This is a genomic window from Pseudomonas sp. FSL R10-0399 (assembly GCF_009600165.1).
Classification (GTDB): domain Bacteria; phylum Pseudomonadota; class Gammaproteobacteria; order Pseudomonadales; family Pseudomonadaceae; genus Aquipseudomonas; species Aquipseudomonas helleri.
This window is the reverse complement of sequence record NZ_WIWK01000106.1, coordinates 1-21,171: the sequence shown is the minus strand read 5'-3', so window position 1 is coordinate 21,171 and position 21,171 is coordinate 1. Positions and strand designations below refer to the sequence as shown.

General features: G+C 58.7%; 16 protein-coding genes and 1 pseudogene. 8 read left to right on the top strand and 9 right to left on the bottom strand.

Translation table 11 applies throughout. The features are described from left to right. Positions 1-189: 189 nt before the first annotated feature. The 5 genes from GHO41_RS23450 to GHO41_RS23430 are packed head-to-tail and all read right to left on the bottom strand — an operon-like array spanning position 190 to position 5,768. Positions 190-963: an enoyl-CoA hydratase gene (locus GHO41_RS23450; protein ID WP_048370000.1), complete on the bottom strand. Its 774-nt coding sequence runs from the start codon at positions 961-963 to the stop codon at positions 190-192. 16 nt (positions 964-979) lie between these two features. Beyond that, on the bottom strand, positions 980-2,107 hold the full coding sequence (locus tag GHO41_RS23445) for an acyl-CoA dehydrogenase (protein ID WP_153434779.1): 1,128 nt from the start codon (positions 2,105-2,107) through the stop codon (positions 980-982). Positions 2,108-2,115: 8 nt separating this feature from the next. Further along, on the bottom strand, positions 2,116-3,309 hold the full coding sequence (locus GHO41_RS23440; protein WP_153434778.1) for an acetyl-CoA C-acyltransferase: 1,194 nt from the start codon (positions 3,307-3,309) through the stop codon (positions 2,116-2,118). Positions 3,310-3,319: 10 nt separating this feature from the next. After that, positions 3,320-4,081 (bottom strand): SDR family NAD(P)-dependent oxidoreductase, encoded by a 762-nt coding sequence (locus tag GHO41_RS23435; protein WP_153330068.1) that lies wholly within the window; start codon positions 4,079-4,081, stop codon positions 3,320-3,322. 22 nt (positions 4,082-4,103) lie between these two features. Next, on the bottom strand, positions 4,104-5,768 hold the full coding sequence (locus GHO41_RS23430) for an AMP-binding protein (protein WP_153374622.1): 1,665 nt from the start codon (positions 5,766-5,768) through the stop codon (positions 4,104-4,106). A 649-nt stretch (positions 5,769-6,417) separates the two neighbouring features. Here GHO41_RS23430 and GHO41_RS23425 point away from each other — a divergent pair. Continuing rightward, entirely contained in the window at positions 6,418-6,747 is a 330-nt protein-coding gene (locus GHO41_RS23425) for a hypothetical protein (RefSeq protein ID WP_048369992.1), read from the top strand. A 52-nt stretch (positions 6,748-6,799) separates the two neighbouring features. On the opposite strand, the gene GHO41_RS23420 is transcribed toward GHO41_RS23425, so the two are convergent. Both GHO41_RS23420 and GHO41_RS23415 read right to left on the bottom strand, forming a co-directional pair. Continuing rightward, positions 6,800-7,306: a hypothetical protein gene (locus tag GHO41_RS23420; protein WP_153434777.1), complete on the bottom strand. Its 507-nt coding sequence runs from the start codon at positions 7,304-7,306 to the stop codon at positions 6,800-6,802. A 327-nt stretch (positions 7,307-7,633) separates the two neighbouring features. Continuing rightward, positions 7,634-8,338 (bottom strand): YoaK family protein, encoded by a 705-nt coding sequence (locus GHO41_RS23415; protein WP_153434776.1) that lies wholly within the window; start codon positions 8,336-8,338, stop codon positions 7,634-7,636. 354 nt (positions 8,339-8,692) lie between these two features. Here GHO41_RS23415 and GHO41_RS23410 point away from each other — a divergent pair, with 354 nt between their 5' ends. Continuing rightward, positions 8,693-8,917, top strand: a complete 225-nt coding sequence (locus tag GHO41_RS23410) for a YgdI/YgdR family lipoprotein (RefSeq protein WP_048391386.1) — start codon at positions 8,693-8,695, stop codon at positions 8,915-8,917. A 4-nt stretch (positions 8,918-8,921) separates the two neighbouring features. On the opposite strand, the gene GHO41_RS23405 is transcribed toward GHO41_RS23410, so the two are convergent. Next, on the bottom strand, positions 8,922-9,935 hold the full coding sequence (locus GHO41_RS23405) for an AraC family transcriptional regulator (RefSeq protein ID WP_153434775.1): 1,014 nt from the start codon (positions 9,933-9,935) through the stop codon (positions 8,922-8,924). A 70-nt stretch (positions 9,936-10,005) separates the two neighbouring features. After that, complete coding sequence (locus tag GHO41_RS23400; protein ID WP_153434774.1) at positions 10,006-11,361, bottom strand: MATE family efflux transporter; 1,356 nt, start codon at positions 11,359-11,361, stop codon at positions 10,006-10,008. A gap of 185 nt (positions 11,362-11,546) precedes the next feature. On the opposite strand from GHO41_RS23400, the gene GHO41_RS23395 reads away from it, so the two are divergent. The 6 genes and pseudogenes from GHO41_RS23395 to GHO41_RS23370 all read left to right on the top strand — a co-directional run. Continuing rightward, positions 11,547-12,230, top strand: coding sequence for a response regulator transcription factor (locus GHO41_RS23395; RefSeq protein ID WP_153330680.1), 684 nt, complete (start codon positions 11,547-11,549; stop codon positions 12,228-12,230). Next, positions 12,208-13,596 (top strand): HAMP domain-containing sensor histidine kinase, encoded by a 1,389-nt coding sequence (locus tag GHO41_RS23390; RefSeq protein WP_153434773.1) that lies wholly within the window; start codon positions 12,208-12,210, stop codon positions 13,594-13,596. The genes GHO41_RS23395 and GHO41_RS23390 overlap by 23 nt, the downstream gene beginning before the upstream one ends. A 136-nt stretch (positions 13,597-13,732) precedes the next feature. After that, positions 13,733-15,544: an ABC transporter ATP-binding protein gene (locus tag GHO41_RS23385; protein ID WP_178126561.1), complete on the top strand. Its 1,812-nt coding sequence runs from the start codon at positions 13,733-13,735 to the stop codon at positions 15,542-15,544. A gap of 474 nt (positions 15,545-16,018) precedes the next feature. Beyond that, positions 16,019-18,802: a TonB-dependent receptor gene (locus tag GHO41_RS23380; protein WP_178126560.1), complete on the top strand. Its 2,784-nt coding sequence runs from the start codon at positions 16,019-16,021 to the stop codon at positions 18,800-18,802. A 195-nt stretch (positions 18,803-18,997) separates the two neighbouring features. Next, positions 18,998-20,851, top strand: coding sequence for an extracellular solute-binding protein (locus tag GHO41_RS23375; protein WP_153434771.1), 1,854 nt, complete (start codon positions 18,998-19,000; stop codon positions 20,849-20,851). 1 nt (position 20,852) lies between these two features. After that, a pseudogene (locus tag GHO41_RS23370) lies at positions 20,853-21,171 on the top strand (peptide ABC transporter permease); the annotation flags it as partial.

Sequence of the window (21,171 nt, the reverse complement as noted above, 5' to 3'; positions counted from 1 at the left end):
TCGAACCGCCCGGTGCGGACCCGCATGCCGGGTGGTGTGGCAGGGGCGCGGCCAGATGGCCGCCTCCTATGCCGATTAAAAAGTTGTAGAGACCGGACACATGGTTGACGGGGCCTCTCAGATCAAAGGCCAGATCAAGATCAAAAGATCGCGAGACAAGCTCGCTCCTACAGTGGGTTGCGCAGACGCTTAGCTGTTCTTGAACTGCGCTTCGCGCTTGCCGACGAACGCCGCCATGCCTTCTTTCTGGTCATGGGTGGCGAACAGCGAGTGGAAAACCCGGCGCTCAAAACGCACGCCTTCGGTCAGGTTAACTTCAAACGCACGGTTGACGCTTTCCTTGGTCAGCATCAGCACCGGCAGGGATTTTTTGGCAATGGTAGCGGCCACTTTCAGCGCTTCTTCCAGCAACTCGTCCACCGGGATTACCCGCGCCACCAGGCCCGAACGCTCAGCCTCGTTTGCATCCATCAAACGCCCGCTCAGGCACATTTCCATTGCCTTGGCCTTGCCCACGGCGCGGGTCAGGCGCTGGGTGCCGCCCATGCCCGGCAATACGCCGAGGTTGATTTCCGGCTGACCAAATTTGGCATTGTCACCGGCCAGAATAAAATCGCACATCATCGCCAACTCACAGCCGCCGCCCAAGGCAAAACCGGCCACCGCTGCAATGATCGGCTTGCGTCGGGTCGATACCCGATCGCTGTCCGAGAACAGGTCTTCAAGGTAAATCTGCGGGTATGTCAGCTCCGCCATTTCCTTGATATCGGCCCCGGCAGCGAAAGCTTTTTTCGAGCCGGTGATCACGATGCAGCCAATGTTGTTATCCGCTTCCAGGCCGTCCAGGGCGTGATTCACTTCGCTTACCAACTGCGCGTTGAGCGCATTCAACGCCTGCGGCCGGTTCAGCGTGATCAGGCCTACTTGCCCGTGAATGTCCAACAAAATGGTTTCGTAGCTCATCGATAACGTCCTCAATTCAAAGATTGCGCGAAATGACCATGCGCTGAATATCGCTGGTGCCTTCGTAGATCTGGCACACCCGCACATCGCGATAGATCCGCTCCAGCGGGAAGTCGTTCAAATAGCCATAACCTCCCAAGGTTTGCAACGCCTTGGAACACACCCGCTCTGCCATCTCCGAGGCGAACAGCTTGGCCTGCGACGCTTCGACCAGCGCCGACTGGCCGCTGTCGCGCAGAGCCGCCGCGTACTGGACCATTTGCCGGGCGACGGCGATTTCTGTCGACATGTCTGCCAGACGAAACGCTACCGCCTGATGCTCAACCAGCGGCTGGCCGAAGGTCACCCGCTCACGGGCATAATCACGCGCCGCTTCAAAGGCTGCGCGGGCCATGCCGACCGCCTGCGAAGCAATACCAATGCGCCCGCCTTCAAGGTTGCTCAAGGCGATTTTGTAGCCCTGCCCTTCCTCGCCCAAGCGATTAGCCACGGGCACTTTAAGGTCGGTAAAAAGGATCTGGCAGGTGTCCGAAGCATGTTGCCCCAGCTTGTCTTCTACCCGCGCCACGCTGTAGCCGGGTGAATCGGTGGGCACAATAAACGCGCTGATACCGCGCTTGCCCGCCGACGGATCCGTGACCGCGAACACAATCACCACCCCGGCGTTTTGCCCCGAAGTGATGAACTGTTTGCAGCCATTAAGGACGTAATGATCGCCCTCAAGACGCGCTCGGGTTTTCAGGTCGCTGGCATCAGAACCGGCTTGCGGTTCAGTCAAGGCGAACGCGCCGAGCATGGCACCGCTGGCCAAGGGCACGAGGAACTCGCGCTTCTGCTGCTCGGTGCCGTATTTGAGAATCGGCACGCAGCCCACCGAGTTGTGCACGCTCATGATCGTCGAGCAGGCGCCATCACCCGCGGCGATTTCTTCCAGGGCCATCGCGTAGGCTTGATAGCCGGTGTCGCAACCGCCCCACTCTTCGGGCACCAACATGCCGAAAAAGCCCAGCTCGGCCATTTCGTTGACCGCTTCACGGGGGAAGCGATGTTGCTTGTCCCACTCTGGCGCAAAGGGTTTCAAGCGCTCTTGGGCAAACTGCCGGGCCGCTTCGCGAATTTGTATGTGTTCAGATGCAGGCAGCATAAAACTCCTTAATACAGGCATTCCACGGCAATCGCCGTGGCTTCGCCGCCGCCAATGCAGACAGCTGCAATACCGTGCTTCAACTGTTTCTGGCGCAAGGCCGAGAGCAATGTCACCAGAATCCGTGCGCCCGAAGCACCGATCGGATGCCCCAGCGCGCAAGCCCCGCCGTAGACGTTGACCTTGTTATGGGGGATGTCCAGCTCGCTCATGGTCACCAGAGTCACCACCGCAAACGCTTCATTGATTTCAAACAGGTCGATCTCGGACAGGTCCCAGCCAGTCTTGCTCAACAACCGCTTGATCGCGCCAATCGGCGCAGTCGGGAACAGCCCCGGCTCGTCGGCAAACGCTGCATGCCCATGGATTACCGCCAGCGGCTTGAGGCCACGTTTCTGCGCCTCGGAGCGGCGCATCAGCACCAACGCCGCCGCACCATCGGAGATCGAACTGGAGTTGGCCGCTGTCACCGTACCGCCCTCACGGAACGCCGGTTTCAACGTCGGGATTTTCGCCAGATTGGCCTTGGGAGGTTGTTCGTCATCGCTGATCAGACGCTGCTCTTTACCCACCGTGACCTGCACCGGCACGATCTCGGCGCTGAAGCTGCCGTCCTTGATCGCTTGCTGGGCACGGGTCAGCGACGCCACCGCAAAATCATCCTGAGCTTCGCGGCTAAAGCCATGGGCCTGTGCGCAATCTTCAGCAAAGGTGCCCATCAAGCGGCCTCGGTCGTAAGCGTCTTCGAGGCCATCGAGGAACATGTGATCGAGCACCCGACCGTGGCCCATGCGATACCCGCTGCGTGCCCGGTCCAGCAAATACGGCGCGTTGGACATGCTCTCCATACCGCCCGCAACGATCACCTCGGCACTGCCGGCCAGCAGTTGATCATGGGCCAGAATGGCTGCCTGCATGCCCGACCCGCACATTTTGTTCAGCGTGGTGCAGCGCGTGCCCTTGTCCAGCCCGGCGCCCAAAGCGGCTTGACGTGCAGGCGCCTGGCCCAGACCGGCAGACAGCACGCAGCCAAACAGCACTTCATCCACGCTGCTCGGCGCAATGCCCGCGCGCTCAACCGCGGCACTGATGGCTGCGGCGCCAAGCTGCGGCGAGGTCAAGCCTTTGAAGTCGCCCTGAAACCCGCCCATGGGCGTTCGTACCGCGCTGACAATGACAATCGGATCATTGGCTAAAGTCATTTCTCACCTCTTATTTGGCGGCCATGCGCAAGGCACCGTCGAGACGGATAACCTCACCATTGAGCATGCTGTTTTCAATGATGTGGCGTACCAGCGACGCGTACTCGGCAGGCTTGCCCAAGCGCGGCGGAAACGGCACACCGGCGGCCAGCGAATCACGGACTTCAGGGGTCATGCCGGCCATCATCGGCGTTTCAAAAATGCCGGGGGCGATGGTCATCACACGGATCCCGTAACGGGCCAGCTCGCGTGCGGCAGGCAAGGTCAGGCTGGCAATGGCGCCCTTGGAAGCGGCATAAGCGGCCTGACCAATCTGCCCGTCAAACGCCGCCACCGACGCGGTGTTGATGATCACTCCGCGTTCGCCGTCAGCATCCGCAGCGGTTTCGGCAATGGCTGCTGCCGCCAGACGCAGCATGTTGAAACTGCCGATCAGGTTAACGTTAATCACCTGGCTGAAGCTCTCCAGCCCATGCGGGCCGTTTTTACCGAGGATTTTTTCACCGCGTACAATCCCGGCGCAGTTGACCAGGCCATTGACCCCGCCAAATGCCGCAACGGTGGCCTCCACGGCCGCCTGAGCGGCATCCGCCTGGCTGATATCGGCGACCGTACTCTGCGCGCCCAGCGTGCGCGCCTGGGCGGCCACGGCATCGGCATTCAGATCAACCAGCATCACTTTGGCGCCCGCTTTAATCAGCATTTCTGCCGTTGCGGCGCCTAATCCGGACGCACCACCGGTGACGATAAATACCTTGTTTTCAATTTGCATAAGGGTTCCTGACGACTGGATTTCAGGCTGTAACTTTGGCGCTTAGCGCCTGTTCAGCCTTGGCGATTTCTTGATTGCGCAAAATAAAGCGCTGCAACTTGCCGCTCGGGGTCTTCGGCAATTCACTGACAAATTCAACTTCACGGGGGTAGGCATGCGCCGCCAGCCGCTGGCGCACGTGCAAGCGCAAGGTTTCGGCCAGTTGCGCATCGCCCAGGTATTGAGGGCTCAGCACCACAAACGCTTTGACCACTTCGGTACGCTCCGGGCAGGGTTTGCCGACGACAGCGGCTTCGACCACTGCCGGGTGTTCGATCAAGGCGCTTTCTACGTCGAACGGGCCGACGCGATAGCCCGAGGTGGTGATCACGTCATCGCTGCGCCCGACAAAGCTGATACTGCCGTCCGGGTTCAACTCCACGGTGTCGCCGCTCAAGTAGTAATTGCCGACAAACGCTTTGGTGGTGAAACCTTCATAGCCGCCAAACCAGCACATCGGCGACTGGCTGCGATCAACGGCCAGAATCCCCGGCTGCCCCACCGGCAGTTCCTGATGGTTGTCATCCAGCACCACAATCCGGTGGCCAGGCGAAGCAAAGCCGGCTGCGCCCATATGCACCGGGTGCTCCAGGCCATGGTGATTGCACAGCACCATGCCGACCTCGGTTTGACCGTAGTGATCATGAATGGTGACGTTGAGCTCTTCGCCGAACCAGCGAATGACTTCCGGGTTAAGCGGTTCACCGGCGCTGCTGACAGCCCGCAACTGGCCTTTGATCTTGCTTGAAAACGCCTCGCCGGCAGCGATCAGCATGCGGTAGGCGGTCGGGGAGCCCGTGAGGTTGGTAATGCCGTATTTCTTGATGACCCGGCAGGTGCTTTCGACGGTAAACGGCCCGTCGTAAAGCGTGATCGGATGGCCCATCGACAACGGCCCGGTGATCCCGAAGTAAATCCCGTAGGCCCAGCCTGGGTCAGCGAGGTTCCAGAACGAGTCCTCAGGGCGCAGATCCACCGCATCGCGGGTGTAACTCTGGAATGCGACGATGGCCTTGAGCGGCACCAGCAGCGGCTTGGCCGGGCCGGTAGTGCCCGACGTAAACATCAACAGAAACGGGTCTTCCCCACTCAGCAGCACCGGTTCACAGACGGCCGGATAATTGTCCAGCTCAGCCCAGAAACTGAAATCGCCGCGCACGAGTCCCTGGCCTTTGGCGCCAGCCACCGTGACGATGGCCGGGCAGTCGTTGACTTCATCAAGTTTGGGACGGTTGACCGCGTCGGTGACCACCAGCGCAGCACCTGAACTGTTAAGACGGTGCTCAATGGCTTTGGGGCCGAAGGCAGTGAACAGCGGTTGATAGATCGCGCCGATGCGCCAGGTGGCAAAGACCACCACCAGCAACTCGACATTGCGTGGTAACAAGCCCGCGACCTTGTCGCCCTGCTTCACGCCCTGGGCCAGCAAGAAGTTGGCAAAGCGCGCGGCCTTGTCCTGCAAATCGGTGAAGGTATACGTGGCGCTACTGGCGTCGCGCCCTTCCCAGAACAGCGCAATACGCCCTGGCAAAGCGTGCCGGTCGCAGCACTCAACGCAGGCATTGAGTGCAGACAAATGGCCGTTCAGTGCACCAGCCACCGTCCGTTGGTAGTCAAAGTCATTCATCGCGGTCAGATAGTCGCGCATCAGCAGAATCCCTCGGTCTTTATTGTTGGAGTGGGAACCGTGAAAAGTCCCACTGATAGTCGCCTCGGCAAGGCTCTACAACAATAGTCAAACCGCTCAAGCTGGCTGACTGTTTTGGCCAATCAAACACCCGTGCCCTCTTTAAGCCTGCAACAGCGGGCGCAAGCACTTGCCGGGGATGACCGGCTTGCTGAAAAACGACCCGTCAGTCACATATGTAGTGCCTAAAAATAAACACTACATATTTGTTGACGACACGAATTTCCCATCGCATTATGCAGACGTCTTCCCCACCGGAAGCGCTGGAAAGGGTTGTTGCAAGCATGCTCGACGAGCTGTCGGGCTGTTCCGGGATAGGTACTGCCCACAAGGCAGAATTGATGAAGCTGACCTGGCTTGATCGTCCGAGTTTAAGGCGTGAGAGGCTAGCGAAACGTCCTCAAGAGGCTTGTGGTGATGCGACATGTCGCTCAAGCATCCTGGCTAACGTTGCTCTCCCTCGCTGTAAGCAGCATGTTGTAGTGTTTTATTTCACTACTACATCTGCCGGACTCAAGGCCAGATCTGCTTTAGATGGATATTACGTAGCGCTGCATGTGCAGTTGCGCGAATCAATTAGACAGATCAACGAGTGGTCAAGGAGTTAGCTATGAACCTGAATAATCAACCGACTGTTAACGAGCTGGCTCGACTCTTCGCTGCTCAGAAAGACACGCTGAACGACCACATTCTGTGGGTGTGCAATGAAGGCACTGTACGTATTGAACCGGTTGTTGCGTGCAAGGAAGAAACCCAATTCGAGAAAGAGCGCCCACACATGCGAGCTCATCTCAAGATGTACCGTCGTGGCCAAGGCTACGTGGGCAAAAAAGCCGCTGCCGATAAAGAGTTTATTGCGCGCGTGCTGCAAACATTGACACTGACCTGGGAAAAAGCTCAAACCGAGCAAGCCCTGGTTAAAGTTAACAGCTACAGCTGATAACGTCCGCCCGATAAAAACCCCGGATAACCTCCGGGGTTTTTTATGGGTATTAAATAGACGGCGTTTTAATACACGTTTCAGTGCCTCGACCACCAGGCCCATACCCCTCTTGGCTACCGCGCATATAGTCGGGCAGATAATAGGATTTGTGCAGAGTCGTCGTGTAATGGCCTTGACTGTCCTGATCGTGGGTGATGACGCCAAGCCCAACGCCACGGTCTGTCGGCGCCTCAGCGCTGTCATTGGCAAAGTAGATCGACAATAACTGCCCTTGCGCAGCGGCATACCCAGAGTAAGTAATGGGTACTTGCTCAGTTCCAACATTGAGCGTTAATCGATACGTGCCAAAACTTTTCTCAAACTGACTGGCCTCATCATCAAGCGTCAATACAAGATCCCCCTTTAAAGGGCCGTCATGGCTGTCAAACCCCGTGCACTTATAGTGACCGGCAATATGCAGTGGGTCCGCAGGTGCCGTACTGGCCACACTGCTGGTTGAAACAACGCAAACAAAGCATGCAGCGATAAACGTTTTTCCTGGCGCAATACTCAGCATGTTTAGCCCCTTGAACAAAATAATAGCAATTGGCCTTTAATTTTGTTTTAAGCCAATGCATTAATAACAACGTCGGGCAAACTACACGCTAACTCAAAAAGCCACAGCCAGGATCTGACAGCAGAGTGTTCCAAAATTTTGCGAGATATACGGGATGTACTTTATTTAGTTAAGTCCGGATTATCCAAGGTGTAGACAAGAACGCCCCTCTCCCCCCTGTAGGAGCGAGCTTGCCTCGCGATCTTTTGATCTTGGCCCCGAAGGCTTTACGGCTGCTGCGCAACCGGACGTAGCCTCGCAAGGCTCGTCAACTGCTACAAGAACGCGCTACCGCGGCATGTAATCACGTTGGCAGCTACGCGGGATTTTTAGCGATACCAGCCCCAGGAACGCCGCCAGCCCCGCACTGAACAACAGGGCCCGGATGCCGAATTGCGACTCCAGCGCCGCCCCCGCGACGGCACCGGCCAACATGCCCGTCCACGGCACTACCTGCAAATGCCAGTTGGGCCGCCGCTCACCCAGTATCCAGCGCCCCAGGCTACGACCAAACCGCGACAACGCACCCGTCACATAAGTCAGCCCCACCTGCAAGCCATTCACCTGCTCGACCGCCGCATTGACCATGCCCATGGCCAGCACTGCCGTCAGCAATACCGTCACTTGCGACTGCAATGGCAACAAAGCCGCCGTGCACAGCAATGCCGAAATCAGCAGCATCAAAGGCAAAGCCCGGCGGCCGCCCCAGCGTGCAAATACCACTCCCAGCGCATTCCCGGCAACAAACGCCAGTACCGCAAAGCCCAGGCGCAAGATCACCTGTGTATCGCCCTGGGCAATTCCCACGGCCAGCCGCGTGGTATTACCGCTCATAAACGAAATGAAATCACCGACCGCCAGAAAACCGATGGCATCGGTCATCCCCGCCAGCACCGACAAACAGGCGACAAACGTCAAACCCACACGGTTACGCAAGGCCCGCACGCGCACAAACGGGGAGGTTTTCGACGTTTCCAATGGCCCACGAGACATCCACTACAGTCCTTTTAGAAAGAGGTGCGGGTTAAATATATGCAGTAAAGCGCTTTACGGAAGCTACCCACACGAAAATTCCGTTTTAATCGTAGGTCTAAGCGAACCAAGTCTGAAAAAGGCGTCTAATAATCACCACTCTCAAGGAGCAGAGGCACGAGCTGCACTGACAGGGAACCGACAGGTAATCAGGCAAGCCACACGCTTGGCCTTGTATATCATTGCGCTTCAATACCCAACGTAGGGTTGGTATAAAGCGCGCTGAAAAAATCGGCCCTTTTTCCATCGCTGATCCAGACGTAGCGTTCAGCGGGCTCAACACTTAATTCGCAGACAGTTCAAGGTACACGTCGTATGAAGATCAGCATTATCGGTTTGCCAGTGGTCATGGTGGCGGTTTTGGCACTGGCTGGTTGCGCAACCCCCACTGTGGTGACCTTGCAAAACGGCACGCAGTACCTGACCAAAGACATGCCCAACACCAAAAGTACCAGCGGCTTTTATGAGTTCGAGGATATCGCCGGCAAGCACATCAAGGTCAAAGCTGCAGATGTAGCAACCATCAAAGCGAACAAGTAATCCCTCAGCTACCGCTCAAAATCAGACTGCGGTAGTGCCCCGGGTTGGTACCGGACCATTTGCGAAAGGCTTTGTAAAACGAGCTGGTATCGGCAAAGCCCAAACGCAGGGCGATGTCCGCAAAACTGAGGTCCGGTTCAGCCAGCCAACCAATCGCCAACTCTTTACGCACGCCGTCCTTGAGCCCCTGGAAGGTTTGCCCCTCTTCGGCCAGACGTCGCCGCAAGGTAGAAGCCGACAGGTACAGGCTTTGCGCCATGCCTTGGGTTTCAGGCCACTGCTCGGCAGGTAGCTGTCGAAGGTCTTGTTTGATCTGGCTCGCCAGGCTTTGCGGATCGCGGTATTTGACCAGGATGTTGGCGGGGGCCTGGGCCAAAAACCGTTGCAACTCTTCGTTACTGCGCTTGATCGGCGCATCCAGGTAATCGGCCGCAAAGATCATCCGTGTGCGCGGCCGATCAAAACGCAGGTTCTCGGAAAACATCACCTCATAGTCGCCACAGTAATCAGGCTGGGCACAGCGCAACTCAATGGCCAGAATCGGGATCCGCCGCCCCGCCAGCCAACAGGTCACGCCGTGCACGATCATCCAGTAGGCAAAGTAGGTGAAGGCACGGCTGGACTGCCCTTCAGGCTCATGCAAGACGATTTCTGCCACGCTCTGCTGGCGTACCAGCCGCGCCGGCAACCGCTCAAGCATCAGCGACAAAAAACCCAGCACCAGCTCCACGCCCTGCGCGAGGGTGGGCTGGGCCATGGCCGAGCGGCACATAAACTCCAGGCTGCCCGCACGCAGTTTGCGCGGGTCCATGCCGAAAAACTCGTCATCAAGGCGCCGCGCCAACAGCCGCCACATGCGCGCATAGGCAATGGCTGGTACGCGCGCGTGCGGCGCGTCCAACAGCGCCGGGTCAATGCCGACCTTTTGCAGCACTTCGTGCATGGCGCCGGAGGTTGCACAGCTTTGCAACAGCGCTTCGCGCACCAACTGGATAGAGATGGTGTCTTTGTTCAACATTGGCGCCGATCCCAGGCCGATGACAGTCAAGTGTCGGCCATCTTAAGCAGCGCCAGTCAAAAAGCCAGCCCTAGACCAACCGCTGAATCGGTTTATGCCGCCAAACCAGTCGGTAATAGGCGGTCTGCATGATGAGCATCGCGATGTACGTCACCGGGAAGGCCATCCACACGCCCTCCAGCCCAAAGTGTGCGTTGAGCGCATACGCCACCGGCAGCTCGATGCACAGCACGCAAAACACGGTGATGCTCATCGGCACCAGCACCACGCCGCTGGCACGCATGATGCCGCCAATGGCCGACTGAAAGCCGAACACCAGAATGCTCCAGAGCATGATGTGCAGCAGGTGCCCGGCACGCATGTGCGCTTGCGCGTCGGTGATAAACAACCCCAGCAACCAGTCGGACAGCACATACCCCAGCAGGATCAAGGTGCCGGTCAGGCACAGGTTGATCAGCAAACCGGTGCGCAAAATCGGCCCGATACGCTCGATGCGCCCGGCACCGATCGCTTGTGCGCCAAGAATGGACGCGGTAATGGCAATCGACAGGGCCGGGAACTGCACGTAGTTGACGATTTGCGTCACCGCCCCATACGCCGCTGTGGCTTGCGAGCCATGGCTGTTGACCAGCGCCAGGATCACCAGCTCCGACAGCGACAGCACCACCATTTGCAGGCCCGTCGGCAAGCCGATGCGCAGCACTTTGGCGAGGATTTCGCGGTTCAGGCGCAACGCCAGCCACAATTCGCAATCCGGCGCCATCACGTGGTTTTTATGACGTAAACGCAACACCAAAAACACCATCGCCAGCACGTTACCAAACAGCCCCGCCACCGCCGCGCTCTGGATGCCCATCTGCGGCAAACCGGCCCAGCCGAGGATCAGCGCCGGGGTCAGCAGCAAGCCCACGGCCGTTGAAACCATTAGCGCGAGCAACGGCGACACGGTGTCACTGACCCCGCGCAGCAACTGGGTGAAGAGAATAAACACCAACAGCAACGGCATGATCAGCATCATCACCCGCGCATAGCCAACGGCCTCGTCGAGCACGTCAACCGGCGTGCCCAGCGCCTGCATCGCCGGGCGCGCAAAGAGGCTGCCGAGCACAGCCGCCAGCAACCCGACCAACGCACCCAAGGTCAGCGTGGCACCAGTGATCTGTTTGACCATCGAGGTCTCACGCGCACCCCAGGCCTGACCGATCAACACCGAGGCACCGGCGCCCAGGCCGATAACCAGCGCAATAAAGAAAAACACAATCGGAAACATACCCGAGACCGCTGCCAGCGCCTGGGTACCGAGCAATTGACCCACGTAAATCCCGTTGAGGGTGCCGGAAAAACTCTGCAGAAAATTGGACAGCACCATCGGCGCCAGAAAGATCAGATAGATCTGCCACAGCGGCCGTTGCGTGGGGGTTTGCATAACACAGGGTCCTAAGTCAAAAGCGCTGACGGGTTATACCTCAACGCGACAGTGTACGGGCATCAAACACGATCTCGGCTACCCTATCCTGACGCCGGGCTGAACATGAAGAATAATTAAGAAACGTTTCAGCTTTTTGTGGGCAAAATGTGCTCACTGTTGACAAAGGCCAATCAGGTGACGGTATGACGCGCATTTTGACCATCGAAGATGATGCCGTAACGGCGAAAGAGATCGTGGCTGAACTGAGTAGCCACGGGCTGGAAGTTGACTGGGTCGCCAATGGCCGTGAGGGCCTGGTTCGCGCCGTGAGTGGCGATTATGACCTGATTACCCTGGACCGCATGCTCCCCGAGCTGGACGGCCTGGCGATTGTAACCACGCTGCGCACCATTGGGGTCAGCACGCCGATTCTGATGATCAGCGCCCTCTCCGATGTGGACGAGCGGGTACGCGGCTTGCGCGCCGGTGGCGATGACTACCTGACCAAACCCTTTGCCAGCGACGAAATGGCCGCCCGGGTTGAAGTCTTGCTGCGCCGTAAAAGCCCGGTCGACAAGCACGAAACGTCGTTGCGGGTCGCTGACCTTGAGCTCAACCTGATCACCCGTGAAGCCAGCCGCTCCGAGCAGCAACTGAGCCTGCTGCCCACCGAGTACAAGCTGCTGGAATTTTTGATGCGCAATACCGGGCAAATCCTCTCGCGCATGATGATTTTCGAAGAAGTCTGGGGCTATCACTTTGACCCTGGCACCAACCTCATCGACGTGCACATTGGTCGCCTGCGCAAAAAAATCGACCCGCCGGGCCTGGTGCCCCTGATTCGTACCGTTCGAGGCTCGGGTTATGTCATTGCCGAACCCCTCTAAGGGCTGGCGCTCCTCCAGCAGCCGACTGCTGGCGCTGTACAGTTTTTTGTTCGTGGCCTGGAGCTGCATCCTCATGGGGGTGCTGTATTACGAGGTCTCGGACTACCTGGGCAACCTGGCCAAGCATTCGCTGATGCAGCGCCAACACCTGTTTGCCCGCTTTAAAGGCGAGCAACTGGATGACGCGCTCGCCACCAGCATGACGTTCGATCTTCGAACAGTAGATGCTTATGGGCTGTTCGATGCGCAACACCGGCCCATCAGCGGGCCGATCCTGGCCATTCCGCCGGACCTGCCCCTGGATGGCCAGATCCACGAACTGGCCAACTGCATCAACTCTGACGACCCTGACCTGCCGCGCGACAGTTGCGACGCGGTAGCCACCCAAACCCAAGATGGCCGCCTGCTGGTTCTGGTGCGCGATAACGGCTCGTTGTTCGCGGTAACGCGGATCATCTTGCACGCGCTGTTCTGGGGCCTGTCGCTGACCATCATCCCCGGCATTGCGGGCTGGCACCTGCTGCGTCGACGACCGTTGCAACGCATTCGGGCGATCCAGGCCAGTGCCGAGGCGATTGTCTCCGGCGACCTGACCTACCGTTTGCCGCTGTCCAACCGGCGTGACGAGCTGGACATGCTGGCCGCCATCGTCAACGCCATGCTCGACCGCATTGAGCGGTTGATGCACGAAGTCAAAGGCGTGTGCGACAACATCGCCCACGACCTGCGCACCCCGCTCACCCGCCTGCGCGCGCAGTTGTACCGGATCCAGCAGCAAGCGGCAGAAGGCTCGCCCGAAGCGCTGCAACTGGACGAAGTGATTGGTGAAACCGACACCCTGATGGCGCGTTTTCGTGGGCTGTTGCGGATTTCCGAACTGGAAGACCACCAACGGCGCTCAGGTTTCCTGCCACTGGACCCGCTGGCATTGCTGCAGGAACTGTACGATTTTTACCTGCCACTGGCGGAAGAAGGCCAGGTCACGTTGACTCTGGACACCCCGCCCGCGCTTCCCGGCATGACCGGTGACCGCGCCTTGCTGTTTGAGGCACTGGCCAACCTGTTGAGCAACTCGATCAAATTCACCCCTCCGGGCGGCGAAGTGATCTTGCGTGCCGCCAACGAAGACGGCAGCCCGCTGATTGAAGTGCTCGACACCGGCCCCGGTATTCCCGAGGCCGAGCGTGAGGCAGTGTTCCAGCGCTTCTACCGCTGTGACGACAAACACAGTGGCTTTGGCCTGGGCCTGTCCATCGTGGCGGCCATTGTCAATTTGCACGGTTTTAACCTTGAAGTCGGCAGCCGTAAAGGCGGTGGCGCCAGACTGACCCTGCACTGCCGGCAAAGCCTGATAAACGTCGGTTGAACGCCACTCATAAAACCACTCCTTTCGCAGCCTTCGGCAGCGACTACGGGTGGTTTTTGTTAGCAACGTAACAACTTGGCACATTTCTTTCTTGCGTTTGCGCGCTTGCATTTCTGCGACTACGTAAAGGGAAGTCATGTCTGAGTTTGGTGCTATCACTGTTCCACCTAAACGCCCGGCGGCTTTCGTCTGGCATTACATCCGCCAGAACCCCGGTTGGTATTGGGCCATTGCCTTGCTCCAGGTCGGCGCCGCAATGGCGGCCACCCTCATGCCGTATGCCATCGGCCGCATCACCGGCGCTGTCAGTGAAGGGCTGTGGGACCACACTGATTTGTTCCAGGCCAGCCTCCCGGCACTCGGCCTGTTGTTCGGCCTGGCCGTGGCGCAGATGGTGTTTGCCCGCGGCGCGACCTTCTGCATGATCATGGTGCGCCCGCAACAGAAGGTGCAGATCACCCGCGACCTGTTCGCCTACCTGCAACAGCACTCACCGCGTTATTTCGGCGAACACTTTGCTGGCAGCCTGGCCCAGCGCATCAGCGAAGGCAGCATTGGCCTGCTGGATGCCACGTGGGTATTGATCGTCGAGATGTTGCCGATTCTGGTGGTGCTGACCACCAGCCTGGTGCTGCTCACCCTCGCCTCGCCCTGGCTCGGTCTGGGCCTGCTGGTGTGGGTCGTGAGTTACTCATTGCTCGCGTACGTGCTATCACGCAAAGCCCAGGTGCTGGCCAATGACCACGCCAAGACCCGCAGCGTCACCACCGGCAAAATCGTCGACGCGGTCAGCAACCTCAGCAGCATCCGCCTGTTCGCCCGCCAGGACTTCGAAATCGGCTATTTAAGCCGCTACCAGTCCACCGAAAAAAAGGCCGCGCAACGCTCGTTCTTCTACCAGGAAAAAATCCGCCTGCTGCAAGACAGCCTGTCCATCGTGCTGCGCGTGGGCCTGGTGGCACTGGCGCTGTACCTGTGGCACCTGGGCAAGATTGATGTCGGACAACTGGTGATGGTGGCCACGCTGGGCCTGATGATCGTGGCCCAGTGCAGCTTCTTGAGCATGCAGTTCATGCACTTTTTCGAATTTATCGGCAACATCGAAAACAGCATCAACACGCTGCTGCAACCCCACGAAATGCCGGATCGCAAAGACGCTCAACCAGCGCTGATCGACAAAGGCTCGATCCACTTTCGCAATGTGGACTTCAGCTACAACCCCGGCAAACCGATTTTCCGGCACTTCAATCTGGACATCCCGGCCGGGCAGCGGGTCGGGATTGTCGGCCTGTCGGGTTCGGGCAAATCCACCCTGCTCAATCTGTTGTTACGCTCTTATGATCCGCAAGGCGGCACCATCGAAGTCGACGGCCTGAATGTGCTGGGGATGACCCAGCAATCGCTGCACACGCACATCGCCTTGATCCCGCAGGAGCCGGGGCTGTTCCACCGCTCACTGCGCGAAAACATTGGTTATGGCGACGTGCAGGCCAGCGATGAGCAAATCGCCCAAGCCGCGCAACGGGCCCATGCCCACGAGTTTATTCTGCAAATGCCCGAAGGCTACGACGCCTTGATTGGCGAACGCGGAGTCAAACTGTCGGGCGGGCAACGCCAGCGCATCGCCATTGCCCGGGCGTTGCTTAAAAACGCGCCGATCCTGGTGCTGGACGAAGCCACCGCCAGCCTCGATTCCGAAACCGAAAGCCTGATCCAGAACAGCCTCGACGACATCATGGCCGACAAGACGGTATTGGTCGTTGCCCATCGTCTGTCCACCCTCGCCCACCTGGACCGCATTGTTGTGCTGGATAACGGCTCGATTGTTGAAGATGGCAACCACGCACAACTGCTGGAACAACAAGGTCTGTATTACCGTTTATGGCAACACCAGTCGGATGGCTTATTAAGCGATAGTGACCAACCCGAAACCATTACCGAACTTTAAACCCCTCTGTAGGAGCGAGCTTGCCTCGCGATCTTTTGAATGTATAAAAGATCGCGAGACAAGCTCGCTCCTACAGTTTTTTCTGCAATCAAAAACAGCCATAGATCCTTTAACGCTAACGCTATAACCCAATAACTTCACTGTACTCATAGCTGTCAAACAAGTGTTTCAAAGGTGTTCTATTTTTAACAGCAAAACCACGGCCCGCCTGATTGTCAGACAATCTTCACGCTACCCGTTTCTGTTTAAAACCCCGTTCAAAACCCTCTGCATGCCCCGCACCGCTTATTTATATAAAAAATATAAAAAAGTTCACATGACTCACATCAATTAAACGTATTGGCACACCGGTTGCTTTATCAAAGTTAACAAAACTTAACATTGAGCTGTCATGCCTTAGTTAATAGATCCCGTTGTCACCATGCACTACCAAGGCCGCGTGCGGACGCTGTTTGTCCGCACTGGGGGAGCGGCTTGCTTGAAAAAAGTGATTTGCCAGGGTCGACACAACCCAACCGGAGTCATGAGGGCCCACAAGGCCATTCCAATAAACATCTAAAAAAGTCGGATGGAACCATGCAGAGTAAGCGTTCTGGTTTTAACGTAAAGCCATTGGTTGCAAGCCTGCAACGGCATCGTTGGGTGCCGTTGTACCTGGTCGCTCTGGGGATGAGCGCTGGCCAGCTTCAAGCGGCAGAAACACCTGCGACAGATGATTCAGCTGCACCCACCACACAACTGCAACGCGTCGAGGTCACAGGGTCAGCCATTCGCCGGGTAGACGCCGAAACGGCAGTGCCCATTACCATTCTCAACATCGAACAACTGCGCAATGAAGGGGTCACCACCACGGCGCAAATCCTGCAGCGAGTCACCGGCAACCAGTCGACGGTCAACGCAGCCAGTTCCGTGGGTTCTTCATCGGGCGGTGCCAGCTTTGCCGACATGCGCGGCATCGGCTCCAACAAAACCTTGGTGCTGCTCAACGGCCGCCGCTTGGGCAACAACGCCATCGATGGCTCGGCGGTCGACATCAACACCATTCCCTTCGCGGCCATTGACCGCGTAGAGATCCTGCGCGACGGCGCATCGGCGTTGTACGGCACCGACGCCATCGGCGGGGTGATCAACTTCATCACCAAAAAGTCCCTGACTGACGGCACCCTCACCCTCGGCGGCGAAGCCCCCGGTCACAGTGGTGGCGGCAACAGCCGCGACCTTAACGCCAGTTGGGGTTACGGCGACCTGGAGCAAGACCGCTTCAACGTGTTCGGCGTGATCGGCTACAACAAGCAGGACAGCTTGAAAGCCACAGATCGCTCGTTCTCGAAAAGTTACGTCCCCGGCCGCGGCCTGGACCAGACCTCGGGCGTCTCCTACCCGGCCAACTACAGCCAGAATGGCGTGACCACCAACCCGCTGTCCGCCAGCAACTGCGACGGTCCCAACCTGGTCGCGCGCCAGGGTGTGTGCCGCTACAACACGCGCACTTACCTGGACCTGTTACCTGAAACCGAAAAGACCTCCTTCTTCGGCCGCGCCACCGGCAAGATCACCGATGAAGACAACGTCAACCTGGAGTACTTCTGGGCGCGCAACAACAACTCGGTGAACATTGCCCCGGCGAACCTGGTCGGCGTCACCCTGGACCCGACGTCGCCGTACTTCCCGGGCAATGGCATCACGCCCGGCTCCACCAGCGCGTCTTTTGACCCCAGCCAACCGGTGGGCCTTAACTGGCGCGAAACCGCTGCGGGCGGGCGCTCAACCAAAGACCAGAACACCAGCCAGCGCGTGGTGCTGAGCTTTGACGGCGTGGCCAAGGGCTGGGACTACAACCTCGGCGCGTCGTACAACCAGAACCAGGTCACCGAAAGCCTCACGGGCGGCTTTGTCAGCGACTCAGCCATGCTCGACGGGATCGCCAATGGCATCATCAACCCGTTCGGCCCGCAAAGCGCAGCCGGCCAGCGCCTGATTGACGCCAGCCAGTACCGTGGTCAGTACATCTCTTCGGTAGGGCGCGTGTCGGGTATCGATGGCCGTGCCAGCCGCGAAGTCGGCGACTGGTTCGGCGCAGGCCCGGCCGGGCTGGCCATCGGTGGCGAATACCGTCACGAGGCCTACCAGCAGAGCTATGCAGCCTTCGCAGACGACCTGGCCAGCCTCGGCGTCGACCCTAACGCCCGCGTCTCGGCAGACCGCAACGTGAAGGCGGTGTACACCGAACTGAACGTACCGGTGCTGGACACCCTGGAACTGTCGGCCGCCGTGCGTCACGACAAATACAGCGATTTTGGCAGCACCACCAACCCGAAATACTCGTTCCGCTACCAGCCGATCAAAGAGCTGGTGGTGCGCGGCGCGTACAGCGAAGGCTTCCGCGCACCCTCGCTGTATGAGCTGTACAACCCCGAATACCTGACCTACACCCAGGGCTTCTATAACGATCCTAAACTGTGCACCAACGGCACCGTGCAACCGGGCGGCGATGCGGGCCGCGATTGCGGTCAGCAGTTTCACCGTCGCACTGGCGGCAACACCAACCTGTCGCCAGAAACCGCGCGCAACCTGACCCTTGGTTTCGTCTATCAACCGGTTCGTGACCTGTCGGTGGGCCTGGATTTCTGGTGGATTCACATCGCCAACCAGATTGCCGAGTTCCCGGAATCAACAGTATTTGACGATCCAAACGCCTATGCCGACCGTTACATCCGTAACCCCGATGGCTCGATCAACTACGTACAAACCGGCAACGCCAACCTGGGTGCGGTTAAAACCAGTGGTGTCGATGTCAGCGCCGACTACAAATTCCCCAACACGCCTTACGGTCAATTTGGCCTGGGCCTGCAAGGGACCTACGTCACTCGCTACGACTACCAGACCACCATTGGCGGCAACTACACCGACAACGTGGGTGACTTCCAGGGTGTCGGCGTAGTCGCGCGCTGGAAACACGTGTTGAGCGGCACCTGGAACCTTGGGCCTTACCGTGGCTCGCTGGTCAACCGCTTCACCAGCGCCTACAACGACTTCGACCCAAGCACCCACAGCCGCGTTGCGTCGTACACCTTGTGGGATATTTCGGCCGGTTACACCTTCGACAAAACCGTCGATCTGGACGTGGGCGTGAAAAACCTGTTTGACCGCGACCCGCCGTTCACCAACCAGGCCTATAACTTCCAGAGCGGTTACGATCCACGCTACACCGACCCACTGGGCCGTACCTTCTTCGCCCGTGCGACTTACCACTTCTGATTCGTTCACGACGTTGATTGTGTGGGAGCCGGGCTTGCCCGCGATGGCATCGACCTGGTGCTGGATCAGGACCTTATCGCCTGAATCGCGAGCAAGCCCGCTCCCACAGTGACTCCCGCAGCCTTGCCAAGCGCAAGGCTGCGGGTTTATTCAACACAGTAGATGGCTCCACACGCGGCACAAGGAAACCCCATCATGTCTTCATTTTTCATGCCCCTGCTCCGCTCGCTGCTGGTGCCCGCGCTGTCGTGCGTGTGCCTGGCTGTCAGCGCTGCGCCCGGCCCGGCCATGACGGTCTATGGCGAGGCGGCCAAATACCCCGCCGACTTCAAGCATTTTGAATTTGTGAACCCCAACGCGCCCAAAGGCGGCTCACTGAGCCGTGCAGCGATGGAAATCGGCCAGTTCAACCACATCGTGCCCTACGTCGACCAGGGCACCGGCGTCGTGCAGGTTGATCAGTGGGTCTATGAGCCCCTGGCCTTTCGCTCACTGGACGAGCCCTACACGGTCTACGGCCTGATAGCGCAACAGATGGAGCGCGACCCTGACGGCCTTTGGGTGCGTTTTTACCTCAACCCTAAAGCTCGTTTTAGCGACGGCACAGCCATCACCGCGCAAGACGTGGCCTTTACCTACAACACCCTCATGACCCAAGGCAGCCTGAGCTATCGCATGCTCTACGGCGAGGTCAAAGACGTGGTCATCGAAGGCCCGAGGCAAATTCGCTTCGACTTTAAAAGCAACCAGAACCGCACCTTGGCTCTGGACCTGGCCAGCCTGCATGTTCTCCCCGAGCATTGGTGGAAAACCCGCGACTTCGCCAATGGCGGCGGCTTCGAACCGCCCCTGGGCAGCGGCCCGTACACCGTGTCCAACGTCGACCCGGGTCGCAGCATCACGTTTGCACGCAACCCCGATTGGTGGGCCAAAGACTTGCCCGTGAGCAAGGGCTTGTACAACTTCGACCGCCTGACAGTGAATTTCTACAGTGACACCGACATCGCCCGGCAACTGCTCAAAGCCGGCGCGTTTGATTACAACCGCGAATTCTCGGCCACCGGCTTCAGCATCGGCTACGACAGCCCGGCCCTGACCGACGGGCGCCTGCAACGCGGGGTATTTGCCAAGGACAAACCGGGCGCGCCCCAGGGCTTTGCCTTCAATCTGCAAAACCCGGCGTTCCAGGATCGCCGGGTGCGCCAGGCGTTGAGCCTGTTGTGGGACTTTGAGTGGACCAACAAACAAATGATGCGCAACTTCTATGTGCGTCTGCAGAGCTACTTCCCGAAAAGCGACATGGCCGCCACCGCCCTGCCCGACGCCCGCGAGCTACAAATTCTTGAACCGCTGCGCGGCAAGATCCCCGATGAGGTGTTCACCCAGGTCTATCAGGCGCCGAAAACCGATGGCAGCGGCTACATCCGCGACAAACAGCTGCAAGCCCTGGCGCTGCTCAAAGAGGCAGGCTGGACGCCAAAGAACAACCAACTGGTGAATGCCCAAGGGGAACCGTTCACGTTCACCTTCCTCGATGGTCAGGGCGGTTTTGACCGCATGGTCATGCCGTACAAACGCACCCTGGCGCAAATCGGTATCAACATGGAGATTCGCAAGGTCGACTCCGCGCAGTACATCAACCGCCTCAATGCGCGCGACTACGACATGATCGTGGTGGCGTTCCCGCGCAGCGGCCAGCCCATCGTCTCGCCGGGCCGCGAGATGTACGACATGTTCGGTTCAGGCAGCGCCACCCAGGTTGGCTCGTCCAACTCATTTGTGCTGCGCGACCCGGCGGTCGACACCCTGCTCGACGGGCTGGTGCAAGCCAACAGCCGCGAGGAGATGGTGCATTACGCCCGCGCCCTCGATCGCGTGCTGCAATGGGGCTACTACATGATTCCCAACTACTACTCCATCGGCACCCCGACCGTGTACCAGAACCGCTTCGGCCGTCCGGCCACCGAACCCAAGTTCGATGAAGGCCTGGACACCTGGTGGGAAGTCAGCAAAACCGCGCAAACCAACGCGCAGCTGAAGGAGCATTGAAATGCTGCATTACATCAGTCGACGTTTGTTGCTCATCATCCCCACCTTGCTGTGCATTCTGGTGGTGAATTTCCTGATTGTTCAGGCCGCACCCGGCGGTCCGGTTGAACAGGCCATAGCCCGTTTGCAAGGCTTCAGCGGCGGTGGGGTTGGCGCGGGTGGTGGCGAAATCGCCGCCGGGGGTTCGGGTGCCAGCCGCAGCAGCCGGGGCCTGGACCCGGCCCTGATCGAGGAAATCACCAAGCATTACGGCTTCGACAAACCCATGCACGAGCGCTTGTGGCTGATGCTCAAGAACTACGCGCAACTGGATTTCGGCA